Origin of the sequence: Streptomyces sp. NPDC007346 (genome assembly GCF_040703535.1) — a bacterium.
Taxonomy (GTDB): Bacteria; Actinomycetota; Actinomycetes; order Streptomycetales; family Streptomycetaceae; genus Streptomyces.
The window spans coordinates 22,994-46,547 of the sequence record NZ_JBEYKR010000013.1; the positions used below are offsets into that span (position 1 = coordinate 22,994).

Sequence of the window (23,554 nt, forward strand, 5' to 3'; positions counted from 1 at the left end):
CGACCGCGCCCGTCAGCGGATGTGACGCCCCGAGATCGCCCGCGCGATGACCAGCCGCTGGATCTCGCTGGTCCCCTCGAAGATGGTGTAGATCTTGGCGTCGCGGTACATCCGCTCCACCGGATGCTCCCGGCTGTAGCCCGCCCCGCCGAGGATCTGGACCGCCTTCTCCGTCGCCGCGACCGCCAGTTCGCCCGCCCGCAGCTTGGACATGGAGCCCTGGCCCGCGTCGAAGGTCCGGTCGTTGCGGGCCATCCAGGCGGCCTGCCAGATCAGCAGGCGTACGGCTTCGATCTCGGTACGGAGGTCGGCCAGGGCGAAGGCGACCGACTGGTTCTCGATGATCGGCCTGCCGAACGCCTCGCGCTCACCGGCGTACTCCAGCGCGTACTCGTACGCGGCCCGCGCGATGCCCAGCGCCTGGGCCGCGACGGTCGGGCGGCTCACCTCGAAGGTCGCCATCGCCGCCTGGCCCTTGGCCGCCGAGCCCTCCCGGGCGCGGGCGAGGTGGGCCTCCAGCTTCTCCTTCCCGCCGAGCAGGCAGTGGCCGGGGACGCGTACGTCGTCGAGGAAGAGGTCCGCCGTGTGCGAGGCGCGCAGGCCCAGCTTCTTGACCGTGCGGCCCGCCGTCAGGCCCTTCGTGCCGGGCGGGACGATGAACGCCGCCTGGCCGCGGGAGCCGAGCGACGGGTCGACCGAGGCGACGACGACATGGATCTCGGCGATGCCGCCGTTGGTGATCCACGCCTTCTGCCCGGTCAGGACCCACTCGTCGGCCGCCTCGTCGTAGCGGGCCCGGGTCGCCATCGCGGAGACGTCCGATCCGGCCTGGGGTTCGGAGACGCAGAAGGCGGCGACCTTCGGGTCGTTCTCGTCGCCGTAGCACTGCGGCACCCACTCGGCGAGCTGGTCGGGGGTGCCGGAGGCGAAGATTCCGGCGACGGCGAGCGAGGTGCCGAACAGGGCCATGCCGATGCCCGCGTCGCCCCAGAACAACTCCTCGTTGGCGATCTGGAGGGAGAGCCCGGTGGGGTCGCCGTAGAGGTCGGCGAGCGATTCGAATCCGTACAGACCGATCCGGGCGGCCTCCTGGATGACGGGCCAGGGGGTCTCCTCCCGGGCGTCCCATTCGGCGGCCGCCGGGCGGACCACCTGGGCGGCGAAGCCGTGCACCCAGTTGCGCAGGTCCTGCTGTTCCTCGGTCAGTGCCAGCGAGAAGAAGCTCATGGGCTCAGGCCTTCGGGATGTCGAAGTAGCGGGTCAGCCCCGAGGCCAGGCCGACGTCCCCGGCCACCTTCAGCTTGCGCGTCATGAACATGGTCACCGGATTGCCGTTGCCGGAGACGAGCTTGAGGAACTCCGCGTCCTTGATGACGAGGGTCGTGCGGGGCTCGCCCGAGGAGCGGCCCCGGGTGACCTCGCAGGCGCCGTCGGCTATGGCGGTCTCGTAGACCTCCTCGCTCTCGCCGGTGATCTTCCAGCGGATGAGCGCGGTGAGCGCACCGGCCGCCTCGGGCCGGAACTGCTGCTTCATCCGGCCGAAGACCTCGCCGAGCACCCGGGCGCGCAGGTCGCCGTGCAGGACCTCACCGAGCTGACGGGCGGACAGCCCCTTGACGATCCGGGCGAACTCCTCGGGCGAGACGGCCGCGAAGTCGAGCCGGGACAGGTCGTGGGTAAGGTCGCCGCCGCTCATGCCGGATGCCCCGCCCTTGCTCACGCCATCCACGCTGTTGCCGTCCACGCCAAATCCTTACTCCAGGGTCAACTTACTTTGGAGTAAGGTAAGGGGAGCGGCGGCGCACCGCAAGCGGTCCGGGGCGCCGGGGCCGGGTCAGGAGAACGAGCCGGGACCCACCGCCAGCCGGGGGTGGTGAGCGGCCAGGATCTTGTTGGCGCGGGCCAGTTCGGACAGCGCCTGCTCCCGGTCGGCCTGGTCCTCGATGCCCAGCCGGGGCCCCCGGAACCTGCGGACCTCGCGGGCCGCGCAGTCGGCTTCGAACTCCGCGTCCAGGATGTGTGACGGGATGCACGAGCCGATCAGTGCGGCGACCCGGTCCGGGATCGGCACGGGTACGAGGAGGTGCGAGGCGGTCATGGGGCGTTCCCTCTCGGATGGTTGGCCAGGAGGCGGTACATGAGTGCCGCCGCGGGATGAGCGGCGGACTCCTCCTTGTGTACGGGACGCGGTTCCGGGTTTCTCGTCGGATACGTCTCCGTGTCGCAACCGTTTGGGAGTGACCGTCTATTTCCCCTTACGCGCGGGTAAGTTGACCCGTCGCGCCGGATGTGATCGGGATCAGGGGGGTGTGCCGGCCGAGCGGGCGCGCAGCCGCAGCGCGCGCAGCACGGCCTCGGTCGCGAAACGGCTTTCCGGGTCGACGAGTTGATCACCGAAGATGGTCTCCAGGCTGCGCATCCGGTAGCGCACGGTCTGCGGGTGCACATCGAGCAGTTCGCCCATCTGGGCAGCCGTGCCACGGGTGTCCAGCCAGATCCGCAGCGTCTCGACCAGCCGCTCGCGGCGGGAGGTGCTGATGCCGGCCACGGCGGCCAGTTCCCGCTGGGCGAGCTGGTCCAGCAGGGCGGGGTCGGAGAGCAGCCACAGGGTGATGAGGTGGTCCTCGCAGCGGATCAGCGGGGCGCCGTCGATCACGCCGGAGTCGACGAGCTCCAGCACCCGGCGGGCCCAGCGGATGGAGTCGCAGGCCAGGGCGGTCGGGACGGTCAGCCCGATCGCCGCGTGGCCGGCCGACAGGGCCTGTTCCAGCATGGATCTTCGCGCGTCGTCCAGGGGGCCGGGGATGAGCAGGTGCGGCTGCGGGTGGCTGAGATCGAGGAGGATGTCCCGGTCCGCGCTGAGGCGGTCCAGCGCGGCCGGGGCGCGGACGGCGACCAGGGTGACCTCGTCGGGCAGCGTCCAGCCGGTCTGCTCGCACAGGTCGGCGATGGCGCTCCGGGGCGCGGGGCGCCCCGCGAGGATGAGGTGGAGCAGGCGCCGGCGCAGCGCCTCGCTCTGCTCCCCGGACTGCGACTGCACCTCCAGGAACCCCTCGCGGGAGAGCGATTCCAGCTCGTCGACGTAGGCGAAGAGCGCGTCGGCGAAGCTGAGCATCAAGGTGGGCGAGAGGTGGTAGCTCTGCCCCACCTTCTTGGCCCGTCGCAGCGCCACCCGCGCGCCGAGCCGGTAGGCGCCCTGGAGGGTGTCCATGGTCCGGCCCTCGTACGCCTCGAACCGCCCGAAGCGCCGGCACATGTCGTCCCGCACCGTGGTGGAGGTGGTGGGCTCGGCCACCAGGTCGACGAAGGAGGCCAGGCTCTGCTCCACGCCCACACGGATGGCCTGGCCGTTCGGGCCGTCCAGCAGCCGGGCGTATTCCGGATAGGCGCGGGTGACCTCCACGCCGATTTCCTTGATGAGGCTGGGAAGTTCGGGCCGCATGATCGCGGCGAATTCCTGGGGGAGCGGCCCCAGGGGGTCATCGGTGTCCAACGGCTGTATGAGGTGTGCCATGCCATGTCCCCTCTGCTCTCGGCGCCCGGTGGTGGGGGTGAGACGGTGAGGGAAAGCGCTCCCACGAACCGACAGGGTGCATACCAAGTCCGCGACGAAGATAGACCAAGGAACAGGCACTGCACACCACTTGGACAAGATCGGAGTGCAGGGGGCACGCATCGTGTCCGCGCGGTGGGACTTCCGTGCAGGTCGGGCGGTACTACGCACTTTCGGACAATGAATTTCAGCCGCCTGCTCCGGTGGTGACAAGGGTGGCGACACCGCGCCGAGGCCCGTCCCGGCGGCCGGCGGAGGCCGGGTGCCGGTGGCCGGTCAGCATTTCGGTGGTGCCGGATGCGCATTCCTTGATAAGGGGGTGACCCCCGGTTACTCATTTACGGATCAAAAACAGGGCCGCACAAAAATTCTTGGACGGACGGATTGTGTCGCTGTGTTTCCCGCGAGTAACATCACGCTTCATTCAATTCGGTCGCGAAATCTGCCCGAAATTGGACGCTCAGATCCTTCTCCCCCGGGTCCACCCCGCGGCTCCACCACTGCCGACGACTTCGTCGCGGTGCGGGCATGCGTCGGAGAACCGGTCGACTTCGCGCACGAGGCCGCAATGTAGCGGCTCATCAGAGGGGATGACATGAGATCCGTTTCCAACCGCACCCGTGTCGGAATGCTCGCGGCGCTCACCGCGTTCAGCGCCGTGCTCTCCACCGGCTCGGCCACCGCGGCGACCCAGCTCAACGGTGACTGGGCGCCGTTCGACCGCTGCCCGGTGGACGCGCCCGCCATGCTCGCGGCGGACGGCATCACCGATGTCGCCACCTGTATCGCGTCGAGTTCGGTCACCGGCTCCATCACCCTCGGCAAGAGTCAGGTCCCCACCGGCAACAGTGATCTGCAACTCGGCGTCGTTCAGCACAGCGACGGCACCAACACCCTGGTCGCACCCCCTGGGGGAGCGCTCACCGCCGACCCGGCCGAGGTCCCCGGAGGGCTGCTCGGGCTGATGTGCCCCAGCTCCGTCCCCTTCGTCACCGCGATCTGCCGCCAGTTGACGGACAACAACCTCAACCGGATCACGGCCAGTATCGAACCCGCCGGTGCGCCGAAGGACTTCGACATGGCGGCGTCCTTCTCCACCGGTGAGCCCATTCTCACCATCCCGGTCCGCATCCACCTCAAGAACCCGTTCCTCGGTGACAAGTGCTACATCGGCACCACCGCCAACCCCGTGCTGCTCAAGCCGCGGAACCTGAACGCGCCGTCCCTCTCGCTGGAGCGGTTCGCGGCCGACGGAACCCGTGACGACGAGGGCGAGATGGGCCGGTACACCTTCTCCGGCGCGGACCAGGGTGATGCCGCGTTCGCCGTCCCCGGGGCGAGCGGCTGCGGAGCCGGACTCCTGGACTGGGCGGTGAACCTCAAGACCGGTCTCCCGTCGGCCGCCGGGAAGAACAGCGTGACGCTCGACGACACCTCGACCTACTTCGGCAGCCCCTACGACCCGGCCGGCCTGGCACCGGACGCGGGCCGGAAGCTGTCGGAATTCTGGCACTCCGCGGTGCGGTAGCGGTCCACGCCCCGCATTCCCCCGGGGGCATGACGGAACCGGAAGAAGGAGGTGGTGCGACAGCCGCCTGATCACTCCTGACGGAAAACCGGCCCTGAAAGAGAGCCGCGCCTTCTCCAGTCCAGTTCGAAGCGTGTCGCCCGGAATTCCCGTGCGCACGTCCACTCGTATCCCCAACGGGACAAGAAAAGGGAGTAATTCCATGATCAAGCGATCCGGTGTACTGACCGCGATCGGTGCCGCCGTGGCATCCGTCGCCCTGGCCGTTCCGTCGGCCGTGGCCGCGCCGGCCAGCTGGACCATCACGCCGACCGGCGCCTTCACCGGCAGCGCCGGCGTGACCGTCCTGACCGACAACAACGGCAACAAGATCCAGTGTGCGACCTCCGCGGCGTCGGGCTCCGCCCCCACGTCCCCCGTGGCCGGCTCCCCGGCACAGCTCGCGTCCATCTCGGCGATCTCGTTCAACTCGCCCTGCACCGGACCGTTCAGCTCGACGTGGACCGTGACCACCACGGTTCCCTGGCAGATCTGGGGGCTCGACTACGCGGCGGGCGCCGGCACCAACTCCACCGGCCAGGTGACCGGCGAGATCCGGGCGATCAAGGCGAAGGTGACCGGGAGCAGCCTGCTGGGCCCGTGCACCTTCGACGTCACCGGCAAGGTGGCGGCCAAGTACAACAACCCGAGCACCGGCGGGAGCAACGGCACGCTGAACACGGCGGGCGGCGGTCTCACGCTGACCATCGCCAACAAGGTCGGCGGCGGCTGCGGCATCGTCGGCACGACCGCCGGCTTCCAGGGCCTCTACACCATCGCCAACACGGCCTCCGGCGCGTCCCCCGTCATCAGCGGCTGAACCCGGCCGGTCGTGACCGGCGCATGAGCGTGGTGCCCGGCCGTACGGTCCGGCGGCCGGGCACCCGCGTGCGCCCGAACTCACTCACCCACCGATGAATCACTCACTCACCGACAGGTTCGCCGGTACGGAATTGTCATCGCCTGCCAAAAAAGGCGTTCCCGGGGAACGGCGGAATTCCCGGCTCTTCCCAGGGCGTCGGCGGTGTGCGTAGCGTACCGGTCGGTAGGTGGACCGTTCCCAGGCCACCGAAAGGCCGTTGCCGAGAAGTGGACCCCATTTCGCAGCCATCGAACCGATGGGCCCGCGCGCGCCGGAAGGACACCATCCGCATGACCCTCGATGCACGCGCCGCGGCGAGACGCCCCCTCCACCTCGCCGTGGGCGGGGCGCTCGTCGTCGCCACCGCGCTCATCCCGAGCGCCGAATCGGTGGCAGCCGACCAGACGGCCGAGGTCACCATCGCCTATACGTGCCAGTTCCCCTCCGGCGCGGAGAAGGCGGACGTCGCGGTACGGGCGCTACTGCCCGCCTCGGCCCGGACGGGGGAGGAGATCCGCCCCGGGGACGTCTCCGTCGAGGTGGCGCTGCGACGCTCCGCCCTGACGCAGTTCACGGCCGTGGAGGCGGCCACCATGTCGGCCGTCGCCGAGCTGACCGTACGCAACACCGTCGGCGAACACACCGCCGACGCCTCCTGGCGCCGGCTCGAAGCCCCCGAGGTCACCCTGCCGACGGAGGACGAAGATGAGGGCGGAGGCGAAGGCGAGGGCGGGGGGCAGGGCAGGGGACAGGGCGGCGTGGTGCTCGCCGCCACCGGCGACGTACCCACCGTCACGTTCGGCACCCCCGGACACGCGACGATCGCACCGGCCGGACTCGGCCTCACCTTCGCCTCCTTCACCCGGGACGGCGCCCCCACCTCGCCGCCGGGGCTCACCGTCGCCTGCGAGCCCGACGCCGACGAGGAGCGCCCGCTCGCCCGCATCACCGTCCGCGACGGCGCCGGCCCGACGGCCCCCGCCCCGGAGGACCCCGCCCCCGGCGAGGACCCGGCCGAACCACCCGCGACACCGGCCCGGCCGGCCCCCGGGCTCGACCCGGACGCCCACCGCAAGATCGACGACCTCACCGAGGCACGGCTCGAAGCGCTCGACGACGAGGACCCCGGGAGCTGCCCGATCGAGATCCCGCCCGAGTGGGTGATGACCACGGCGGAGACGTACGCCGCCGGGTACGCCAACGCCGTGAAGCTGGACGGGGCCGTGGCGCTGGGCCCCGCGTTCATGAAGGTGGTCCTGAACAAGCGGTACATCAACGACTCCTGCGCCTCGACCGTCGACGTCACCTCCGAGGTGGAGTTCGAGCACGAGGGCAAACGGCAGCTCCCGCCCACGAAGGCGACCTTCCTCAGCTACGGGTTCATGCCGACGACCGCCACGATGGTGCTGGAACAGGTGGGCCCGCCGGCCGTCGTCCAGACCCACACGGTCACCAACACCCCGACCTACCCCGAGGAATCCACGGTCACCGCCCAGCTCTCCATGCGCCTGTACGACGTGGAGGTGAACGGCGTACCGCTGGACGTGGGCCCGGACTGCCGCACGGAACGGCCCTTCGAGCAGGTCCTGAAGGGATACGGCCAGAGCTACCCGCCGGCCGGCTACCTCGTGGCGTACGGCGGAAACCTCACCGGCCACGCGCACATCCCGCCGTTCAAGGGGTGCGGCGTCGGCGAGAACCTCGACCCGCTCTTCACCTCGGCCATCTCCAGCGTCGGCAAGAAGGCCGACAACTACACCAAGATGACGCAGGCACCGCTCTGCGTGGCGACCAACCCGGACGGCCCCGACTGCCCGCCGAAGGTGCCGGACCCCGAGCGGTGACCGCGCTGCCGGTGAGGTGAACCGACCTCCGCGGCCCTTCCGGTCCCTCGCCCGGCCGGAAGGGCTCTTCGGCACGCGAGGACGCCGGCCGCCCCGCCGGAAACTCATCATCGATTAACAGGTTTGGCACGCCGATCACTCACTCGGAAACAAGAAATCGAGGCGGTTCGATCGCGCGTCAGAAAGTTCCGTATCCAGTATTGCGAAGTCAGGTTACCGAGCCGTAGCGTCCCAGCTGGGCGGCTCGGAAGCGTGTTTGTCACCGAGTGACAAGTGATCCACCCAGTACCGCGTTCACCGATTTCCGACAGCCGGAGCGCCGACAGATGACTTTGGTCACCACCACTTCGAAGGAGGACCGATGGGAATCGAAGTAGTCGTCGAAGGCCTGACGAAGTCCTTCGGCAAGCAGAACATCTGGCAGGACGTCAGCCTCACCCTGCCCGCCGGTGAAGTGAGTGTCATGCTCGGTCCTTCCGGCACCGGAAAGACCGTGTTCCTGAAATCCATCATCGGACTGCTGAAGCCGGAACAGGGACGCGTCCTCATCAACGGCGTCGACATGGTGAACAGCTCCGAGCGCGACATCATGGAGACGCGCAAGCTCTTCGGCCTCATGTTCCAGGACGGGGCTCTCTTCGGCTCGATGTCCCTTTTCGACAACATCGCCTTTCCGCTGCGCGAACACACCCGCAAGAAGGAATCCGAGATCCGCCGCATCGTCATGGAGCGGATCGACGTCGTCGGGCTGCTCGGCGCCGAGGGGAAGCTCCCGGGCGAGATATCCGGCGGCATGCGCAAACGCGCCGGCCTGGCCCGCGCCCTCGTCCTGGACCCGCAGATCATCCTCTGCGACGAACCGGACTCCGGACTCGACCCCGTGCGCACCGCGTACCTCTCGCAGCTCCTCATCGACCTCAACGCGCAGATCGACGCGACGATGCTGATCGTCACCCACAATCTCGACATCGCGGCGACCGTCCCCGACAACATGGGGATGCTGTTCTGCCGCAACCTCGTCACCTTCGGGCCGCGCGAGGTGCTCCTGACCAGTGACACCCCGGTCGTCTCCCAGTTCCTCGCCGGACGCCGTGAGGGGCCCATCGGGATGTCGGAGGAGAAGGACGCCGCCACCCTCGCCGCCGAGCAGCAGCTCAGCGACGCCGCGGGCTTCCCCCGCACGGCCGCCGTACCCCGCAGCGTCGTCCCGCAGCTGGAACCCTCGCCCGGGATGCCCGTACGCCAGGGGGCGCTGCGCCGCCGCGAGCGGGTCATGGCGATGATGGGCCAGCTGCCGGAGGCCGCCCGCAGGGCCATCCTCGACAGCTACGCCCCGGCCGCGGGGGGTGCGCGAGCGTGACCGCCCCGATGCCGGTGCGACCGCCGGAGCCGCCCGAGCCGCCCGGGAGACCCGCGACGGCCCTCTCCAAGGCCCCCGAGCAGCGGCGCCCCAGCCGGCTGCTCGCCCCCCTGCGGGAGACCGGGAAGCTGTTCGCGCTCGGTATCGCGGTGGGCCGCGCCGTCTTCCGCAGGCCCTTCCAACTGCGCGAGTTCATCGAGCAGTTCTGGTTCGTCGCCAGCGTCACGATCCTGCCCGCCGCCCTCGTCTCGATCCCGTTCGGCGCGGTCATCGCCCTCCAGGTCGGCTCGCTCACCCAGCAGCTCGGCGCCCAGTCCTTCACCGGCGGCGCCAGCGTCCTCGCCGTGATCCAGCAGGCCAGCCCCATCATCGTGGCGCTCCTCATCTCCGGCGCCGCGGGCTCCGCGATCTGCGCCGACCTCGGCTCCCGCAAGATCCGCGAGGAGCTGGACGCGATGGAGGTCATGGGCGTCTCGCCCATCCAGCGCCTGGTCGTCCCCCGGGTCCTGGCCACCATGCTCGTCGCCGTCCTGCTCAACGGCCTGATCTCGGTGGTCGGCACGCTCGGCGGCTACTTCTTCAACGTGATCATGCAGGACGGCACCCCGGGCGCCTACCTCGCCAGCTTCTCCGCCCTGGCCCAGCTGCCCGACCTCTACGTCAGCGAGTTCAAGGCCCTCATCTTCGGCTTCATCGCGGGCATCGTCGCCGCCCACCGCGGCCTGAACCCGCGAGGCGGCCCCAAGGGCGTCGGCGACGCGGTCAACCAGTCCGTCGTCATCACCTTCATGCTGCTGTTCTTCGTGAACATGGTCATCACGGCGATCTACCTCCAGATCGTCCCCGCGAAGGGGGGCTGAGGCAGATGGCGATGCTCAGCCGGCTCGACCGATCGGGCGACCAACTCACCTTCTACGTACGGGCCCTGCTCTGGATCCCGCGCACCCTGCGCCGCTACCTCAAGGAGGTGCAGCGGCTGCTGGCCGAGGTCGCCTTCGGCAGCGGCGGCCTCGGCGTGATCGGCGGCACCATCGGCGTGATGGTCGCCATGACCCTCTTCACCGGCACGGTCGTGGGCCTCCAGGGGTACGCGGCGCTCGACCAGATCGGCACCTCGGCGTTCACCGGGTTCATCTCCGCCTACTTCAACACCCGGGAGATCGCCCCCCTGGTCGCCGGACTCGCCCTCTCCGCCACCGTCGGCGCCGGCTTCACCGCGCAGCTCGGCGCGATGCGGATCAACGAGGAGGTCGACGCCCTCGAAGCGATGGGCGTGCGCTCCATGCCCTACCTCGTCACCACCCGGATCATCGCCGGCGTCGTCGCGATCATCCCGCTGTACGCGATCGGCCTGCTCTCCTCGTACCTCGCCTCCCGCTACATCACCATCCTCTTCAACGGGCAGTCGGCGGGCACCTACGACCACTACTTCAACCTCTTCCTCTCCCCGGACGACGTGCTGCTGTCGGTGCTCAAAGTGCTGATCTTCAGCGTGCTGGTGATCCTCGCCCACTGCTACTACGGCTTCCACGCCACCGGCGGCCCCGCCGGGGTGGGCGTGGCCGTGGGCCGGTCGGTGCGCAACGCGATCGTGCTGATCAGCGTCACCGACTTCTTCCTCTCGCTCGCCATCTGGGGCGCCACGACGACGGTGAAGGTGGCCGGCTGATGAGTCCACGCGGAGTACGGACCGCCCGCCGCAGAGCCGCCGGGGTCGTCTTCCTCCTGGTCCCCGCCCTCCTGGTGTGGGTCTCGGTCGCCGTGTACGACAAGGAGTTCACCGACGACGCCACCGTCACCGTCCGCACCGGACCGGTCGGCAACGAGATGCACGACAACGCCGATGTGAAGCTGCGCGGGGTCGTCATCGGCCAGGTCAGATCCATCGCCACCGACGGTGAGGGGGCCCGCCTCACCCTGGCCATCGACCGGGACAAGCTGGAGCACGTCCCCGCCGACGTCACCGCGCAGATGCTCCCCACCACCCTCTTCGGCCAGCGGTTCGTCGCCCTCGTCCCGCCCCGCGTCCCCTCCGCGCGGCCCCTGAGCGCCGGTGCGGTGATCCCGCAGGACCGCTCCAGCAACGCCATCGAGCTGGAAGAGGTGCTGGACAACGTCCTGCCGCTGCTGACCGCCGTGAAGCCCGAGAAGCTCTCCGCGACGCTGAGCGCCGTATCGCAGGCGCTCGAAGGGCGCGGCGAGAAACTCGGTGAGACGCTGACCACGCTGGACGGGCACCTGAAGAAGTTCAACCCCCAACTCCCCACGCTCAACGAGGACATCAAGCAGCTCGTCAAGGTGAGCACGCTCTACGCGGACGCGGCCCCGGACGTGCTCGACGCCCTCACCGACGCCACCACCACGAGCGGGACCATCGCCGAACAGGAGGCGCGGCTCGCCGCGCTGTACGGCACCACCACCGCCTCCGCGCGGGATGTCACCTCCTTCCTGCGGGAGAACAAGGAGAACCTCATCCGGCTCTCCTCCTCCGGCCGGCCCACCCTCGAACTCCTCGCGAAGTACGCCGACTCCTTCCCCTGCACGCTGCGTACGGTCGCCGGCTTCGTACCCGCCATGGACAAGGCGCTCGGCAAGGGAACGAACGAGCCCGGACTGCATGTGACGGTCAAGTCCGTTCCCTCGAAGGGGAAGTACGTCCCCGGCAAGGACACCCCGGTCTACGACGCCACCGGCGGACCGCGCTGTTACTCGGTGCCGTACGTCGGCAAGGGCGCACCCACCGCCGACACCCGCCGGGCGGCCGACGTCACCGCACCGCCCCCCGCCGCCCAGGACACCGCGCTCGGCCTGCCCAACTCGCCCCAGGAGTCCCAGCTCGTCAACGAGCTGGTCGCCCCCTCACTGAACGTGCAGCCGCAGACCCTGCCCGACTGGAGCAGCGTGCTCATCGGTCCGGCCTTCCGCGGTGCGGAGGTGAAGCTCAAGTGAAACGCCGCTCCCTCGCGGGACCGCTCACCAAGTCCCTCGTCTTCGTCCTGGTGACCGTCCTCGCCACCACCGTCCTCGGGCTCTCCATCGCCAACACGGGCGTGGGCGACACCACCACGTACAAGGCGCGTTTCTCCGACGCCACCGGGCTCATCCCCGGCGACAGCGTCCGCATCGCCGGGGTCAAGGTCGGCCAGGTCGAGTCCGTCCGGGTCGCCGACCGCAGGGTCGCCGAGGTCACCTTCGGCGTACGCAAGGGGCGTACGCTCCCCGCCTCGGTGACGGCGTCCATCAAGTACCTCAACATGGTCGGCCAGCGCTATGTCGACCTGGGCCGGGGCGCCGGACCGGTCGGCCGGACCTTCGCGGCCGGGGCCACCATCCCGCTCACCCGCACCACTCCGGCGCTCGACCTCACCCAGCTCTTCAACGGCTTCCAGCCCCTCTTCGAAGGCCTCTCCCCACCGGACGTCAACCAGCTCGCCGGCTCCATCGTCCAGGTCCTCCAGGGCGAGGGCGGCACCGTCGACTCCATCCTGCGCCACGTCGGCTCGCTCACCACCACCGTCGCCGCCAAGGACAAGGTGATCGGAGAGGTGATCAAGAACCTCAACACGGTCCTCAAGACGGTCAACGACCGGGAGGCGGGCTTCGATGACCTCGTCGTCACCCTGGAGAAGCTCGTCTCCGGCTTCGCCGGTGACCGCAAACCGCTCGGCGAGGCCGTCACCGCCATGGGCGCCCTGACCACCGTCACCGCGGACCTCTTCCAGGACGGCAGGAAGCCCCTCAAGGAGAACATCCGCCAACTGGGACGACTCAGCGGCGAGTTGGAGAAGGGCACACCGCAGATCGAGAGCTTCCTGGAGAAGACCCCGGCCAAGATGGAGGCGATCAGCCGCCTCACCTCCTACGGCTCCTGGCTCAACCTCTACCTCTGCGAGGCCAAGGTCGGAGGGGTGGCCACCGACGACGGCTCCACGCCCCCCACCGGCATCGCCATCACCCAGCCGAGGTGCCTGGCATGACCCTCACCCCCATCCGGGAACGCAACCCGGTCGCTGTCGCCCTCGTCGGCCTCATCGTCCTCACCCTCCTCGCCCTCACCGCCTGGCGCGCCGACTCCCTGCCCTTCATCGGCGGCGGCACGACGTACAGCGCCGACTTCACCGAGTCCGCCGGCCTCTCCGAGGGCGACGAGGTGCGCATCGCCGGGGTGAAGGTCGGCGAGGTCACCGGGGTCTCGCTCGACGGGGCCCGCGTCAAGGTCGACTTCAAGGTCAAGGACGCCTGGATCGGCAACTCCTCCACCGTGGGCATCGCCATCAAGACCCTGCTGGGCGAGAAGTACCTCGCCGTCGACCCCCTCGGCAACGCCCCCCAGGACCCCGGCTCCCGTATCGCCGCGAGCCGCACCACCTCCCCGTACGACGTCACCCAGGCGTTCAACGGACTGGGCGAGACCATCGAGGAGATCGACACCGAACAGCTCGCCAAGAGCTTCGAGACGATCTCCGCCACCTTCAAGGACTCCCCGCCCCACGTCCGCAGCGCCGCCGAAGGGCTCTCCGCCCTCTCCCGTACGGTCTCCACGCGCGACGCCCAGCTCGCCACACTCCTCCAGAACAGCAAACGCCTCACCAAGACGCTCGCGGGCAAGAAGAGCAGCTTCGAAACCCTCCTGGAGGACGGGAACCTGCTCCTCGGCGAACTCCAGGCCCGCCGCGACGCCATCCACCTGCTGCTCACCGGCACCCGCAAGCTCGGCACCCAGCTCACCGCACTCGTCGAGGAGAACGACAAGCAGCTCGGGCCCACCCTCGCCTCCCTCGGCCGGGTCACCGACGTCCTGGCCAAGAACCGCACGAGCCTGGACAAGGTGCTCGCCATGACCGGCACCTACAGCCGGCTCGTCGGCAACACCCTGGGCAACGGCCGCTGGTTCGACACGTACGCCTGCGGAGTCGTCCCCCCGAACTACCTCCCCGCCGGCACACCCCCGGCTACCGGATGCATGCCACCGAAGCAAGGCGGCCGCTGACATGAGACGTACACGCATCATCGGGATCGGCGCCGGACTCGCGGTCGTCGCCGTGGCCGCCACCACCGGGGTCAGCGCCCTGGAGCAGGACTCCCGGACCACCGTCACCGCCTACTTCGAACGGGCGACGGGCGTCTACGCCGGGTCCGACCTGCGCGTCCTCGGGGTCCGCGTCGGCACGGTCGAGTCCGTCACCCCCCAGGGCCAGGAGGTGAAGGTCGTCCTCCGGCTGGACAAGGGCGTCAAGGTGCCGAAGGACGCCCACGCGGTCGTCGTCGCCCCCAGCCTCGTCGCCGACCGGTACGTCCAGCTCGCCCCCGCCTACGACGGCGGACCGCTCCTCGCGGACGGCGCCGAACTCCCCGCCGCCCGCAACGCGACCCCCGTCGAGGTCGACCAGCTGTACGCGTCGATCACCGAGATCACCACGGCGCTCGGCCCGAACGGGGCCAACGCCGACGGGGCGCTGGCCCGGCTGCTGGAGACCGGGGCGAAGAACCTGGACGGCAACGGCAAGGCGATCGGGGACTCCGTCGAACAGTTCGGCAAGGCCGCCAAGACGCTCGACAGGAGCAGCGGCGACCTCTTCGACACCCTCTCCCACCTCCAGTCCTTCACCACCATGCTCAAGGAGAACGACAGCGAGGTCCGCACCGCCGAGCAGCAGCTCAACTCGGTCACCTCGTTCCTCGCGGACGACAAGAAGAACCTGAGCGCGGCACTGAAGGAGCTGGGCGCGGCCCTCGGCCAGGTGAAGACGTTCATCGCCAAGAACCGGGGCGCGCTGAAGAAGAACGTCGACGCCCTGGTCCCCATCACCCAGGCGCTCGTCGATCAACGTGCCTCGCTGGCGGAGGCCATGGACACGCTGCCGCTGGCGGCGGGCAACGTCCTGAACGCGTACGACCCGGCCAACCGGACCCTCAACGGCCGGGCCAACCTCAACGAACTCTCCATGGGCGGTCCCCTCGTCGGCCCGGACGCGGCCTCCGGCCCGCCGCCCGGACTCGCACCCGTCGACGCCGACCGCCGCAAGGCCCTGCCCGTCCTGCCGCTGCCGGAGGTCGGCACGGTCTTCGGGACCCCGGAGAAGCAGCCGGAGCGGAAGAGCCCGGCGCAGCGGAGTCCGGAGCGGGAGAACCCGGCGCAGCAGAGTCCGGAGCAGCGGAAGAAGGGGGCGGAACGATGAGTGGTTCCCCGCGTACCACCGTCGTCCGGGCGGCCACCGGGGCCGTGGCCCTGCTGGCCACCGGCGCGTTGATCGCCCTGGCCGTGGTCCGTACCGACGGACCGGTCTTCACCGGCATCGAGCAGATCCCGCTGCCCGGCGGCGCCGACCTCGGCGACAGCCCGTACGAGATCACCGCCGAGTTCGCAGACGTCCTCAGCCTGGCACCGCAGTCCTCGGTCAAGGTCAACGACGTGTCCGTCGGCCGCGTCACCGGCATCGCCCTGGCCGCCGACGGCTGGAGCGCCAAGGTCACCATGCGGGTCAACGGGGACATCGACCTCCCCGCCAACGCCTACGCCCGCCTCGAACAGTCCAGCCTGCTCGGGGAGAAGTTCATCCAGCTCACCCCGCCCGCCGAGGGCACCGCCCGCGGTTCGCTGGCGGAGACCGGCCGCATCCCGCTCACCCGCACCAACCGCAACCCCGAGGTCGAAGAGGTCTTCGGAGCCCTGTCCATGCTCCTCAACGGGGGCGGGATCAACCAGCTCAAGACCATCACCACCGAGCTGAACAAGGCCCTCACCGGCCAGGAGCCGCAGATCCGCTCGATGCTGAACCGGGTCGACACCCTCGTCACCGACCTGGACAGCAACAAGGGCGACATCACCCGGGCCCTGGACGGCGTCAACCGGCTCGCCGCCACCCTCGCCACCCGTAAACAGGACGTCGGAACGGTCCTCACCGGGCTCAGCCCCGGGCTGAAGGTCCTGGAGAAGCAGCGCGGCTCGCTCCTCACCATGCTGCGCTCCCTGGACACCCTCTCCACCGTCGCCGTCGACACCGTCAACCGGAGCAAGGCGGACATGATCGCCGACCTGAAGGCGCTCGCCCCCACCCTCAAGGCGCTCGCCGACTCCGGCCAGGACCTCCCCGACGCGCTCCAGGTTTCGCTGACCTACCCCTTCACGGACGAGGTGCTGCGCGGGGTGAAGGGCGACTACCTGAACGTCTATCTCGACGTCACGGCCGCACCCGGCACCCGGATCATCCCGGCGCTCACCCCGGACGACCCGACCCTGCCCCCACCGCCGCACGAGCCCGGCGCGGAGGGCGCGGCGTCGGCCCGCAGCGCCCTTCCGCTCCCGCTGCCGGCCGTCGCGCGTACGCCGGGGCCCGCGGGGCCCGAGAAGGGGAGCACGCCGTGATCACACCCGCCATCCGGCTCAAGAACATCGCCTTCCTCGTCATCGCCGTGCTGGTCCTGGGCTACCTGGGCGTGCGGTACGCCGGTCTCGGCCACTACGTCGGGCTGCGCAGCTACTACACCGTCACGGTCCAACTCCCGCAGACAGGCGGCCTCTACACCCACTCCAACGTCACTTACCGAGGCGTCTCGGTGGGCCGGGTCGGCCCCATCGAGCTGACCGACGACGGGGTGGAGGCCGAGCTGCGCATCGAGAAGGACGCCCCGCCCATCCCGGACGGCCTCCAGGCGGTGGTCGCCAACCTCTCGGCGGTCGGCGAGCAGTACGTCGACCTGCGGCCGACCCGCTCCGAGGGCCCCTACCTGGGCAACGGCTCGGTGATCGACGAGGCCGACACCACCCTCCCGGCCCCGCCCACCACCGTCCTCACCAGCGTCAACGACTTCGCGAGCTCGGTCGACCTGGAGCATCTGCGCACGGTGGTCGAGGAGTTCGGCACCGCCTTCGAAGGGCGCGGCGACGACCTCCAGGTGCTGCTGGACAGCGGAGCCGACTTCGTCGACGCGGCCGACCGGGCCCTGCCGACGACCACCCGGCTGATGGCCGACGGCGAGAGAGTGCTGCGCACCCAGGCCGAACAGGGCGCGGCGCTCAAGGGGTTCGCCTCCGGGGCCAAGGAGCTGGCCGCCGAACTCAAGGACTCGGACGGCGACTTGCGGCGGCTGATCGCGACCACGCCGGAGGCGGCCGTCCAGATCAGCGGGCTGCTGCGCGACCTCGACCCCGCCTTCGGTGTCGTCGTCGCCAACCTGCTCACCACATCGGAGGTCGCGCTCACCCGCCAACGCGGCCTGGAGGAGCTGCTGGTGAAGCTGCCGGCCGTGGTGGCGGCCGGGGCGAGCGCGGTCGACGAGGACGGCGCCCGGTTCGGTATGTCGGTCACCTTCTTCGAGCCGCTGCCCTGCACCTCGGGGTACGGCGCCACGACGTACCGCAACGGGCTCGACACCTCACCCGGGCCCGCCCTCAACACCGCTGCCCGATGCGCCTCTTCGCCCGGCACCGGCATCAACGTCCGGGGCAGCACCAACGCCCCGAAGGGCGGCCCGGTCCCCACGCCCGCCACACCCGGCTCGATGCTGCTGGGCAACGGCGACGGCAACGGCAACAGCCAAGGCGCGGGCGCTGCGAAGGACCGGCTTCCCGGGGCGCTGGGCATCGCACCCCGCACCGCGCCGCCCGCCCCCGGCATGGCCGGACTCCTGGGGCTGGGAGGCGGCTCATGACACCCCGCACCCGCCACCTCGGCGGCTGGGCCGTCCTGCTGGCCGCCGCCCTCGTCTGCGGACTGGGCACCTGGTCGTACGCCCAGGCGCGCGGCGACCGCACCCTCGCCCACGCCAAGGCCCGCGACACGGCCCTGGCCCAGGGCAAGCGGCACCTCGCCACGCTGAACAGCCTGGACGGCACCGACGCCGCCAGCGTCTCCACCGGCCTGCGGGCGTGGCGCGACTCCTCCACCGGTCCGCTCCACGACCAGCTGAAGCGGACGTCGGCGGCCGACGCGAAGACGCTCACGGAGTCGGGCGACACCGCCGAGGGCAAGGTGACCTCGGCGGCGCTCACGGCTCTGGACGACCGCACCGGTACGGCCGAGCTGATCGCCACCGTGGACGTCCGGGTCACCCCGCGCACGGGCGCCCCGGGCACCCAGCGCAAGCGCTTCACCGCCACGCTCGCCCGCACGGGAGACGGCTGGAAGGTCAAGGCGCTGACGGCGACGGCGGCGGGAGAGGGCGGATGAGCGAGCCAACGGCGCTGGTGAGCCGGGACACCGAGGACGAGGAACCCATCGACGCCGCCGAACCGGACCGTGCGGACGAGCCCCCGCGCCGCAGGTGGCCCCGCGTCGTCGGCGCCCTCCTCGCACTCGCCCTCCTCGCGACCGGCGGGGTCCTCTTCGCCGAGGGACGGGAGCTGCGCGACACCCCGGCCACCGCCAACCTCGCCCTCACGGACGCCGAGGCGACCACCCGGGTCACGGGCGACGTCAGCAACGCGCTCGGCAGGATCTTCTCGTACGGCCCCGACGCCACCGCCCTCACCAAGGACGCGGCGCGGCAGGTCCTGGCGGGCAAGGCCCTCCAGCAGTACGCGACGCTGTTCGGCCAGGTCGAGAAGCAGGCCGCCGACCAGAAGCTGACGCTCACCACGCATGTCGTACGGGCCGGAGTGACCCGGCTGACCGGAACCGGCGCGCACCTCCTGGTCTTCCTCGACCAGGTCTACGAACGCCGCGGCCGGCCCGCCACCACCGCCTCCGCGCAGCTCTCCGTCACCGCCGAACTGCGGGACGAGCGCTGGCGGATCGTCGAGATCAGCTCCATATGACGGCAGGGGAGAGGCAGCACATGGCACGGGCAGGAACGGCGAGGAACCCGCTGGTGATCGCGGCGACGACGCTCACGGTCGTCGCGGCGGGGGCGGCGGGCTGGGGCGGCTGGCAGCGCTACGACGCCGCCCACGACAGTGCGGCCTCCTACGCGCAGGCGCGGGACGACGCGCTGGCGGCGGGCGAGCAGGCGGTGCAGAACATGAACACCCTGGACCACCGCACGCTGGACAAGGGCCTCGACAGCTGGGAGGAGTCGACCACCGGCGACCTGCACCAGCAACTCGTCGAAGGGCGGGACGCGTTCGCCGAGCAGATCGTGGCGGCGAAGACGGTCAGCACCGCGAAGGTCCTCTCCGGCGCGGTGACCGAACTCGACGAACGGGCCGGCCGGGCCGGGGTCATGGTGGCGCTGCGGGTCACCGTCACCGCGCCCAAGGGCGAACCGGCGGTGAAGGAGAGCCGGATGCTCGGCACCCTCACCCGGACCTCCCAGGGGTGGAAGCTCAGCGCGCTCGGCCAGGCGCCCGTCGGCTCCACGGCCGGCTGACCCCGCACCCCGTACCCGCCCCGGCTCCCGCTCCCGCTCTCGCCCCGCTCCTGCTCCGCATCCGAGAGGACCGCTCCCATGTCGACGACCCGCCACCTGGTCAACCGCCGCCGGAGGCTGGCCACTTCCCCGTCACGTGCGACGGCCGTACCGGTGCCGGGGGAGAAGGCCGCGGAGAAGGCCGGGCAGGAGACCACCGCCCCACCGAGCCGACCGGAGCCCAACTCCAAGCCCACGCCCGAGCCGGATCCCGACCTGGAACTCAAGCCCAGGCCGGAGCCGGAACCCGAGCCGACGCCGGACCCCGACCCGGAATCCGGGCCCGAGCCGGAACCCAGGTCCGAGCCGGAACCCAGGTCCGAGCCAGAGTCCGGGCCTGATCCGGAGTCCGGGCCCGATCCGGAGGACGTAATAAGGCCCCCACGGCGGCTCCGCCCCCGGCTCCCCGCCGCCCTCTGCGCCCTCACCGTTCTCCTCGGGGCCTTCGCCACCTGGGCGTTCACCTCGGCCGCGAGCCTGCGCGACGAGCCCGCCCGGCAGAACACCGCGCTCACCGACATCGCCCGCACGAGCGAGGTGAAGGGCAGGATCGGCGAGGCGGTCGGTGCCGTGTTCTCGTACGACTACGCCTCGCCCGCCCGCTCCGACCGCGCCGCCGAGACCCACCTGACCGGCAGAGCCGTGCAGCAGCACAAGGACATGCTCGCGGAGGTACGGGAACAGGCGCCGCAGCAGAAGCTCGTCCTCACCACGACCGTCACCGGGAGCGGGGTGGAGTACCTGGACGGCGACCGCGCCCGGCTGCTGATCTTCGCCGACCAGAGCAACACCCGTACCGGCAAGGACGAGGAGACCACCTACGCGGCGGCCATGTTCGCCGTGGACGCGGTCCGCCAGGGGGACACCTGGCGGATCGCCGCCATCGACACGTTCACCCGCTGAACAGCCGAGCCCAGGACAGCCCGGGAGAGGGGACCAGCTATGAGGTTCAACGGCACGGTGCGCCGTCAGCTCACCGGCACGGTCACGGCGATGGCGGCGATGGCCGCGCTCACCGCGTCCCAGGCGCCCGGCTTCGCGGGCGCGGTGGCGGCCTCGCACGAGGAGCGGGCCGCGTCGGGCACGGACGACGTGGTGTGGAGCGAGGTGCCGGGCGACGACGCGTACCACACCGAGCTGCCGCCGCTGGCGAGCCCGCAGCCGCCCGCGCCCCTGAAGCCGCCCGAGGCCGGGGCGCGGCCGTCGCCTCCCCTGGTCGGCCGGTTCCGGTCCGAGGCGGGCATCCCGGCGACCGTGCTCGACGCCTACCGGAACGCCGAACGCTCCCTGCGCCGCAGCACCCCCGGCTGCCGGCTGCCCTGGCACCTGCTCGCGGCGATCGGCAAGGTCGAGTCCGGGCAGGCCGCCGGCGGCAGGGTCGACGCGCGGGGCACCACGCTCACCCCCATCCTGGGGCCCGCGCTCGACGGCGTGGGCTTCGCGCTGATCCGGGACACCGACAACGGGGTGTACGACGGCGACCGTACGTACGACCGGGCCGTCGGGCCGATGCAGTTCATCCCGTCCACCTGGGTGAACTGGGCCAAGGACGGCAACGGCGACGGCCGCAAGGATCCCGGCAACATCTACGACGCCGCTCTCGCCGCCGGGCACTACCTCTGCGCCGGAGGCCGCGATCTGAGCGTCCGGGCCGACCTGGACCGGGCGATCCTCAGCTACAACCGCTCCGGCGCCTATCTCCGTACGGTGCTGTCCTGGCTGGAGTTCTACCGCAAGGGCACCCACCCGGTGGCCGACGGGCAGGGCCCCCTTCCGACCAGCCCCGGGCCGGGTGGCGTGAACCGCCCCAAGGCGCCGGTCGGCTCCGGCACCCCGGGCGCGCCCGGCAAGGGCGGCGGCATCGTCATCGGCCCGCAGCCCACGCGCCCGCCGAGCCCCACGCCGACACCCACACCCACCCCAGCCCCCACCGCACCCGGCTCCCCGAGCCCGAGCCCCGCCCCGACCGACCCCGGCCCCACGGACCCGGGCCCCGGCCCGACCCCGACGCCGGACCCGACGGACCCCACGCCCGACCCCGACCCCACCGACCCCGACCCCGGCCCGACCGACCCGGACCCCACGCCCACACCCGGCCCGACCGACCCCACACCCGCTCCCACGGACCCGGACCCCGACCCGAGCCCGGACCCCACCGACCCCGGCTGCCCGAGCGGCGCCCCGGTCCCGCCCGAGCCCTCGGCCGCCGCCGGGAGCCGGTCCGTGAAGGGCGGGGACGGGGAACCCTGCGCACCGGGCGAGGGGTCCGCCACCTGAGCCGACGTCACCGGGACGGCGGCCCGGAGCCACGTCCGGACCCGTGGCCCGGAGCCGCATCCGGCCGGCGGCCCGTCAGACCAGCGACACCACGGCGACGATGCGCTTGCCGCCCTCGTGAGGTGTGACGGACAGCCGTGCGGTGAGCCGATGGACCAGCGACCAGCCGTAACCGCCCTCCCCGACCGAGCCGGGGGGCGGCTCCTGGAGGACCGGATGCCGGGGATCCGCGTCGTCGACGACGAGGCGGAGCCCGCCCTCGGTGATCCGGGCCGAGAAGCCGGTCAGGCCACCGCCGTGCCGCAACGCGTTGGTCACGATCTCCGAGGTCACCAGCAGGGCGTCCGCCACGATCACGTTCGAGAGGGTCTCGTCCGACAGCCCGCCGAACTCGGCCGCCAGCAGCCGGGTCACGGCATCGCGCGCCTGGGCCGAGCTCTGCGGCAGGCCCACGGACGAGCCGTCCGCCGGAACGTCGGCGTGATGTACGGGAGGGATGTCACACATGCCCGTACCTCCTTTCCACGCCGTCGGTGAATGCGGAACTTGCTGTCGAAACCACCGCATTCCCCCTGCCGCCGCATCCACACCTCACGGGCGGTCGCGAACGTACGCGGAGCCGCGGCTCAGCCGCCCGAGAGCACCTCGGCCAGGTCGTAGGAGACGACCTCCTCCAGTTGCGCGTAGGTGCAACTGGAGGGGGCCCGGTCCGGGCGCCACCGCCGGAACTGCGTCGTATGGCGGAACCGGTCGCCCTCCATGTGGTCGTACGCCACCTCGCAGACCCGCTCCGGCCGCAGCGGCACCCACGACTGGTCCTTCTTGCCCGACCAGCGGTTCTGCGTCCCCGGCAGCCGGGAGGCCTCGTGCGCCGCCGCGTCCGCCCACGCCCCCCACGGGTGGTCGGCGAACCCGGTGCGCAGCGGGGCGAGTTCGTCCGCGAGCTCGGTGCGCCGCTTCATGGAGAAGGCCGCGCAGACCCCGACGTGCTGGAGCACGCCCCCGGTGTCGTACAGGCCCAGCAGGAGTGAGCCGACGACCGGGCCGCTCTTGTGCTCGCGGTACCCCGCCACCACGCAGTCGGCGGTCCGCTCGTGCTTGATCTTGTACATCACCCGGGTGTCGGGCCGGTACGGCAGGTTCGGCGGCTTGGCCACGATCCCGTCCAGCCCCGCGCCCTCGTACCGTTCGAACCACTCCCGGGCGACCTCCACATCCGTGGTGGAGGGGGCGAGCAGTACGGGCTCCGAGGCGCCGGAGAGGGCGGCCTCGAGGACGGCCCGGCGGTCGGTCTGCGGGGCGGAGAGGAGGGAGGTGTCGTCGACCGCGAGGATGTCGAAGGCGATCAGGCTCGCCGGGGTCCGCTCGGCCAGCATCCGCACCCGGGAGTCCGCCGGATGGATGCGCTCGCTGAGCCGTTCGAAGTCGAGCCGGCCCTCGTGGGCGATGACGATCTCCCCGTCGATCACACAGCGCGGCGGGAGGTTCTCCCGTACGGCGTCGACCAGGTCGGGGAAGTAGCGGGTCAGCGACTTGCCGGTGCGGCTGCCGATCTCCACCTCGTCGCCGTCCCGGTAGACGATCGCGCGGAAGCCGTCCCACTTCGCCTCGTAACTCATGCCGGGCGGGATCCTGGACACCGACTTGGCGAGCATCGGCTTCACGGGCGGCATCACCGGCAGGTCCATGGCCCGATTCTGGACCGCCACCCGGCCCATGTCTCCCGATGTGCGGCATATGTGCG

The 23,554-nt window shown here is 71.0% G+C and carries 23 protein-coding genes; 17 read left to right on the forward strand and 6 right to left on the reverse strand.

Annotation, left to right across the window (positions count from 1 at the left end; genetic code table 11):
- Positions 1 to 12: 12 nt before the first annotated feature.
- From AB0917_RS06610 to AB0917_RS06625, 4 genes are all read right to left on the reverse strand, one after another.
- Positions 13 to 1,227 (reverse strand): acyl-CoA dehydrogenase family protein, encoded by a 1,215-nt coding sequence (locus AB0917_RS06610; RefSeq protein WP_366818371.1) that lies wholly within the window; start codon positions 1,225 to 1,227, stop codon positions 13 to 15.
- 4 nt (positions 1,228 to 1,231) lie between these two features.
- Positions 1,232 to 1,696, reverse strand: a complete 465-nt coding sequence (locus tag AB0917_RS06615) for an SCP2 sterol-binding domain-containing protein (protein WP_366818420.1) — start codon at positions 1,694 to 1,696, stop codon at positions 1,232 to 1,234.
- Between the two features lie 138 nt (positions 1,697 to 1,834).
- Entirely contained in the window at positions 1,835 to 2,098 is a 264-nt protein-coding gene (locus tag AB0917_RS06620) for a hypothetical protein (RefSeq protein ID WP_366818372.1), read from the reverse strand.
- Positions 2,099 to 2,299: 201 nt separating this feature from the next.
- On the reverse strand, positions 2,300 to 3,514 hold the full coding sequence (locus tag AB0917_RS06625; protein ID WP_366818373.1) for a helix-turn-helix domain-containing protein: 1,215 nt from the start codon (positions 3,512 to 3,514) through the stop codon (positions 2,300 to 2,302).
- Between the two features lie 634 nt (positions 3,515 to 4,148).
- Here AB0917_RS06625 and AB0917_RS06630 point away from each other — a divergent pair.
- The 17 genes from AB0917_RS06630 to AB0917_RS06710 all read left to right on the forward strand — a co-directional run bounded on the left by AB0917_RS06630 (position 4,149) and on the right by AB0917_RS06710 (position 21,810).
- Complete coding sequence (locus AB0917_RS06630; RefSeq protein WP_366818374.1) at positions 4,149 to 5,081, forward strand: hypothetical protein; 933 nt, start codon at positions 4,149 to 4,151, stop codon at positions 5,079 to 5,081.
- Positions 5,082 to 5,283: 202 nt separating this feature from the next.
- Positions 5,284 to 5,940 (forward strand): hypothetical protein, encoded by a 657-nt coding sequence (locus AB0917_RS06635; RefSeq protein ID WP_366818375.1) that lies wholly within the window; start codon positions 5,284 to 5,286, stop codon positions 5,938 to 5,940.
- A 332-nt stretch (positions 5,941 to 6,272) separates the two neighbouring features.
- Positions 6,273 to 7,826, forward strand: coding sequence for a DUF6801 domain-containing protein (locus tag AB0917_RS06640; protein ID WP_366818376.1), 1,554 nt, complete (start codon positions 6,273 to 6,275; stop codon positions 7,824 to 7,826).
- Between the two features lie 361 nt (positions 7,827 to 8,187).
- Positions 8,188 to 9,186, forward strand: a complete 999-nt coding sequence (locus tag AB0917_RS06645) for an ATP-binding cassette domain-containing protein (protein ID WP_366818377.1) — start codon at positions 8,188 to 8,190, stop codon at positions 9,184 to 9,186.
- Positions 9,183 to 10,046 carry an ABC transporter permease gene (locus tag AB0917_RS06650; RefSeq protein WP_366818378.1) on the forward strand — a complete coding sequence of 288 codons (864 nt, stop codon included), beginning with the start codon at positions 9,183 to 9,185 and terminating at the stop codon, positions 10,044 to 10,046. The genes AB0917_RS06645 and AB0917_RS06650 overlap by 4 nt, the downstream gene beginning before the upstream one ends.
- 5 nt (positions 10,047 to 10,051) lie before the next feature.
- Complete coding sequence (locus AB0917_RS06655; RefSeq protein ID WP_366818379.1) at positions 10,052 to 10,855, forward strand: ABC transporter permease; 804 nt, start codon at positions 10,052 to 10,054, stop codon at positions 10,853 to 10,855.
- Positions 10,855 to 12,135, forward strand: a complete 1,281-nt coding sequence (locus AB0917_RS06660; protein ID WP_366818380.1) for an MCE family protein — start codon at positions 10,855 to 10,857, stop codon at positions 12,133 to 12,135. Before AB0917_RS06655 ends, AB0917_RS06660 begins: the two co-directional genes overlap by 1 nt.
- Positions 12,132 to 13,163, forward strand: a complete 1,032-nt coding sequence (locus tag AB0917_RS06665; protein WP_366818381.1) for an MCE family protein — start codon at positions 12,132 to 12,134, stop codon at positions 13,161 to 13,163. Before AB0917_RS06660 ends, AB0917_RS06665 begins: the two co-directional genes overlap by 4 nt.
- The gene (locus tag AB0917_RS06670) at positions 13,160 to 14,176 is read left to right on the forward strand and encodes an MCE family protein (RefSeq protein WP_366818382.1); all 1,017 of its coding nucleotides are present in this window, start codon (positions 13,160 to 13,162) and stop codon (positions 14,174 to 14,176) included. The genes AB0917_RS06665 and AB0917_RS06670 overlap by 4 nt, the downstream gene beginning before the upstream one ends.
- A 1-nt stretch (position 14,177) precedes the next feature.
- Positions 14,178 to 15,365: an MCE family protein gene (locus AB0917_RS06675; protein ID WP_366818383.1), complete on the forward strand. Its 1,188-nt coding sequence runs from the start codon at positions 14,178 to 14,180 to the stop codon at positions 15,363 to 15,365.
- Entirely contained in the window at positions 15,362 to 16,552 is a 1,191-nt protein-coding gene (locus AB0917_RS06680; protein ID WP_366818384.1) for an MCE family protein, read from the forward strand. The genes AB0917_RS06675 and AB0917_RS06680 overlap by 4 nt, the downstream gene beginning before the upstream one ends.
- On the forward strand, positions 16,549 to 17,838 hold the full coding sequence (locus AB0917_RS06685; RefSeq protein ID WP_366818385.1) for an MlaD family protein: 1,290 nt from the start codon (positions 16,549 to 16,551) through the stop codon (positions 17,836 to 17,838). The genes AB0917_RS06680 and AB0917_RS06685 overlap by 4 nt, the downstream gene beginning before the upstream one ends.
- Positions 17,835 to 18,356, forward strand: a complete 522-nt coding sequence (locus tag AB0917_RS06690; RefSeq protein ID WP_366818386.1) for a hypothetical protein — start codon at positions 17,835 to 17,837, stop codon at positions 18,354 to 18,356. Before AB0917_RS06685 ends, AB0917_RS06690 begins: the two co-directional genes overlap by 4 nt.
- Entirely contained in the window at positions 18,353 to 18,943 is a 591-nt protein-coding gene (locus tag AB0917_RS06695; RefSeq protein ID WP_366818387.1) for a hypothetical protein, read from the forward strand. The genes AB0917_RS06690 and AB0917_RS06695 overlap by 4 nt, the downstream gene beginning before the upstream one ends.
- A 20-nt stretch (positions 18,944 to 18,963) precedes the next feature.
- Positions 18,964 to 19,494, forward strand: coding sequence for a hypothetical protein (locus tag AB0917_RS06700; protein ID WP_366818388.1), 531 nt, complete (start codon positions 18,964 to 18,966; stop codon positions 19,492 to 19,494).
- A 78-nt stretch (positions 19,495 to 19,572) separates the two neighbouring features.
- Entirely contained in the window at positions 19,573 to 20,436 is an 864-nt protein-coding gene (locus tag AB0917_RS06705; protein ID WP_366818389.1) for a hypothetical protein, read from the forward strand.
- Between the two features lie 39 nt (positions 20,437 to 20,475).
- Complete coding sequence (locus tag AB0917_RS06710) at positions 20,476 to 21,810, forward strand: lytic transglycosylase domain-containing protein (RefSeq protein WP_366818390.1); 1,335 nt, start codon at positions 20,476 to 20,478, stop codon at positions 21,808 to 21,810.
- A 75-nt stretch (positions 21,811 to 21,885) separates the two neighbouring features.
- Here AB0917_RS06710 and AB0917_RS06715 read toward each other — a convergent pair whose 3' ends face one another.
- Both AB0917_RS06715 and AB0917_RS06720 read right to left on the reverse strand, forming a co-directional pair.
- Positions 21,886 to 22,317: an ATP-binding protein gene (locus AB0917_RS06715; protein WP_366818391.1), complete on the reverse strand. Its 432-nt coding sequence runs from the start codon at positions 22,315 to 22,317 to the stop codon at positions 21,886 to 21,888.
- 119 nt (positions 22,318 to 22,436) lie between these two features.
- Positions 22,437 to 23,498, reverse strand: a complete 1,062-nt coding sequence (locus tag AB0917_RS06720; protein WP_366818392.1) for an ATP-dependent DNA ligase — start codon at positions 23,496 to 23,498, stop codon at positions 22,437 to 22,439.
- Positions 23,499 to 23,554 lie beyond the last annotated feature (56 nt).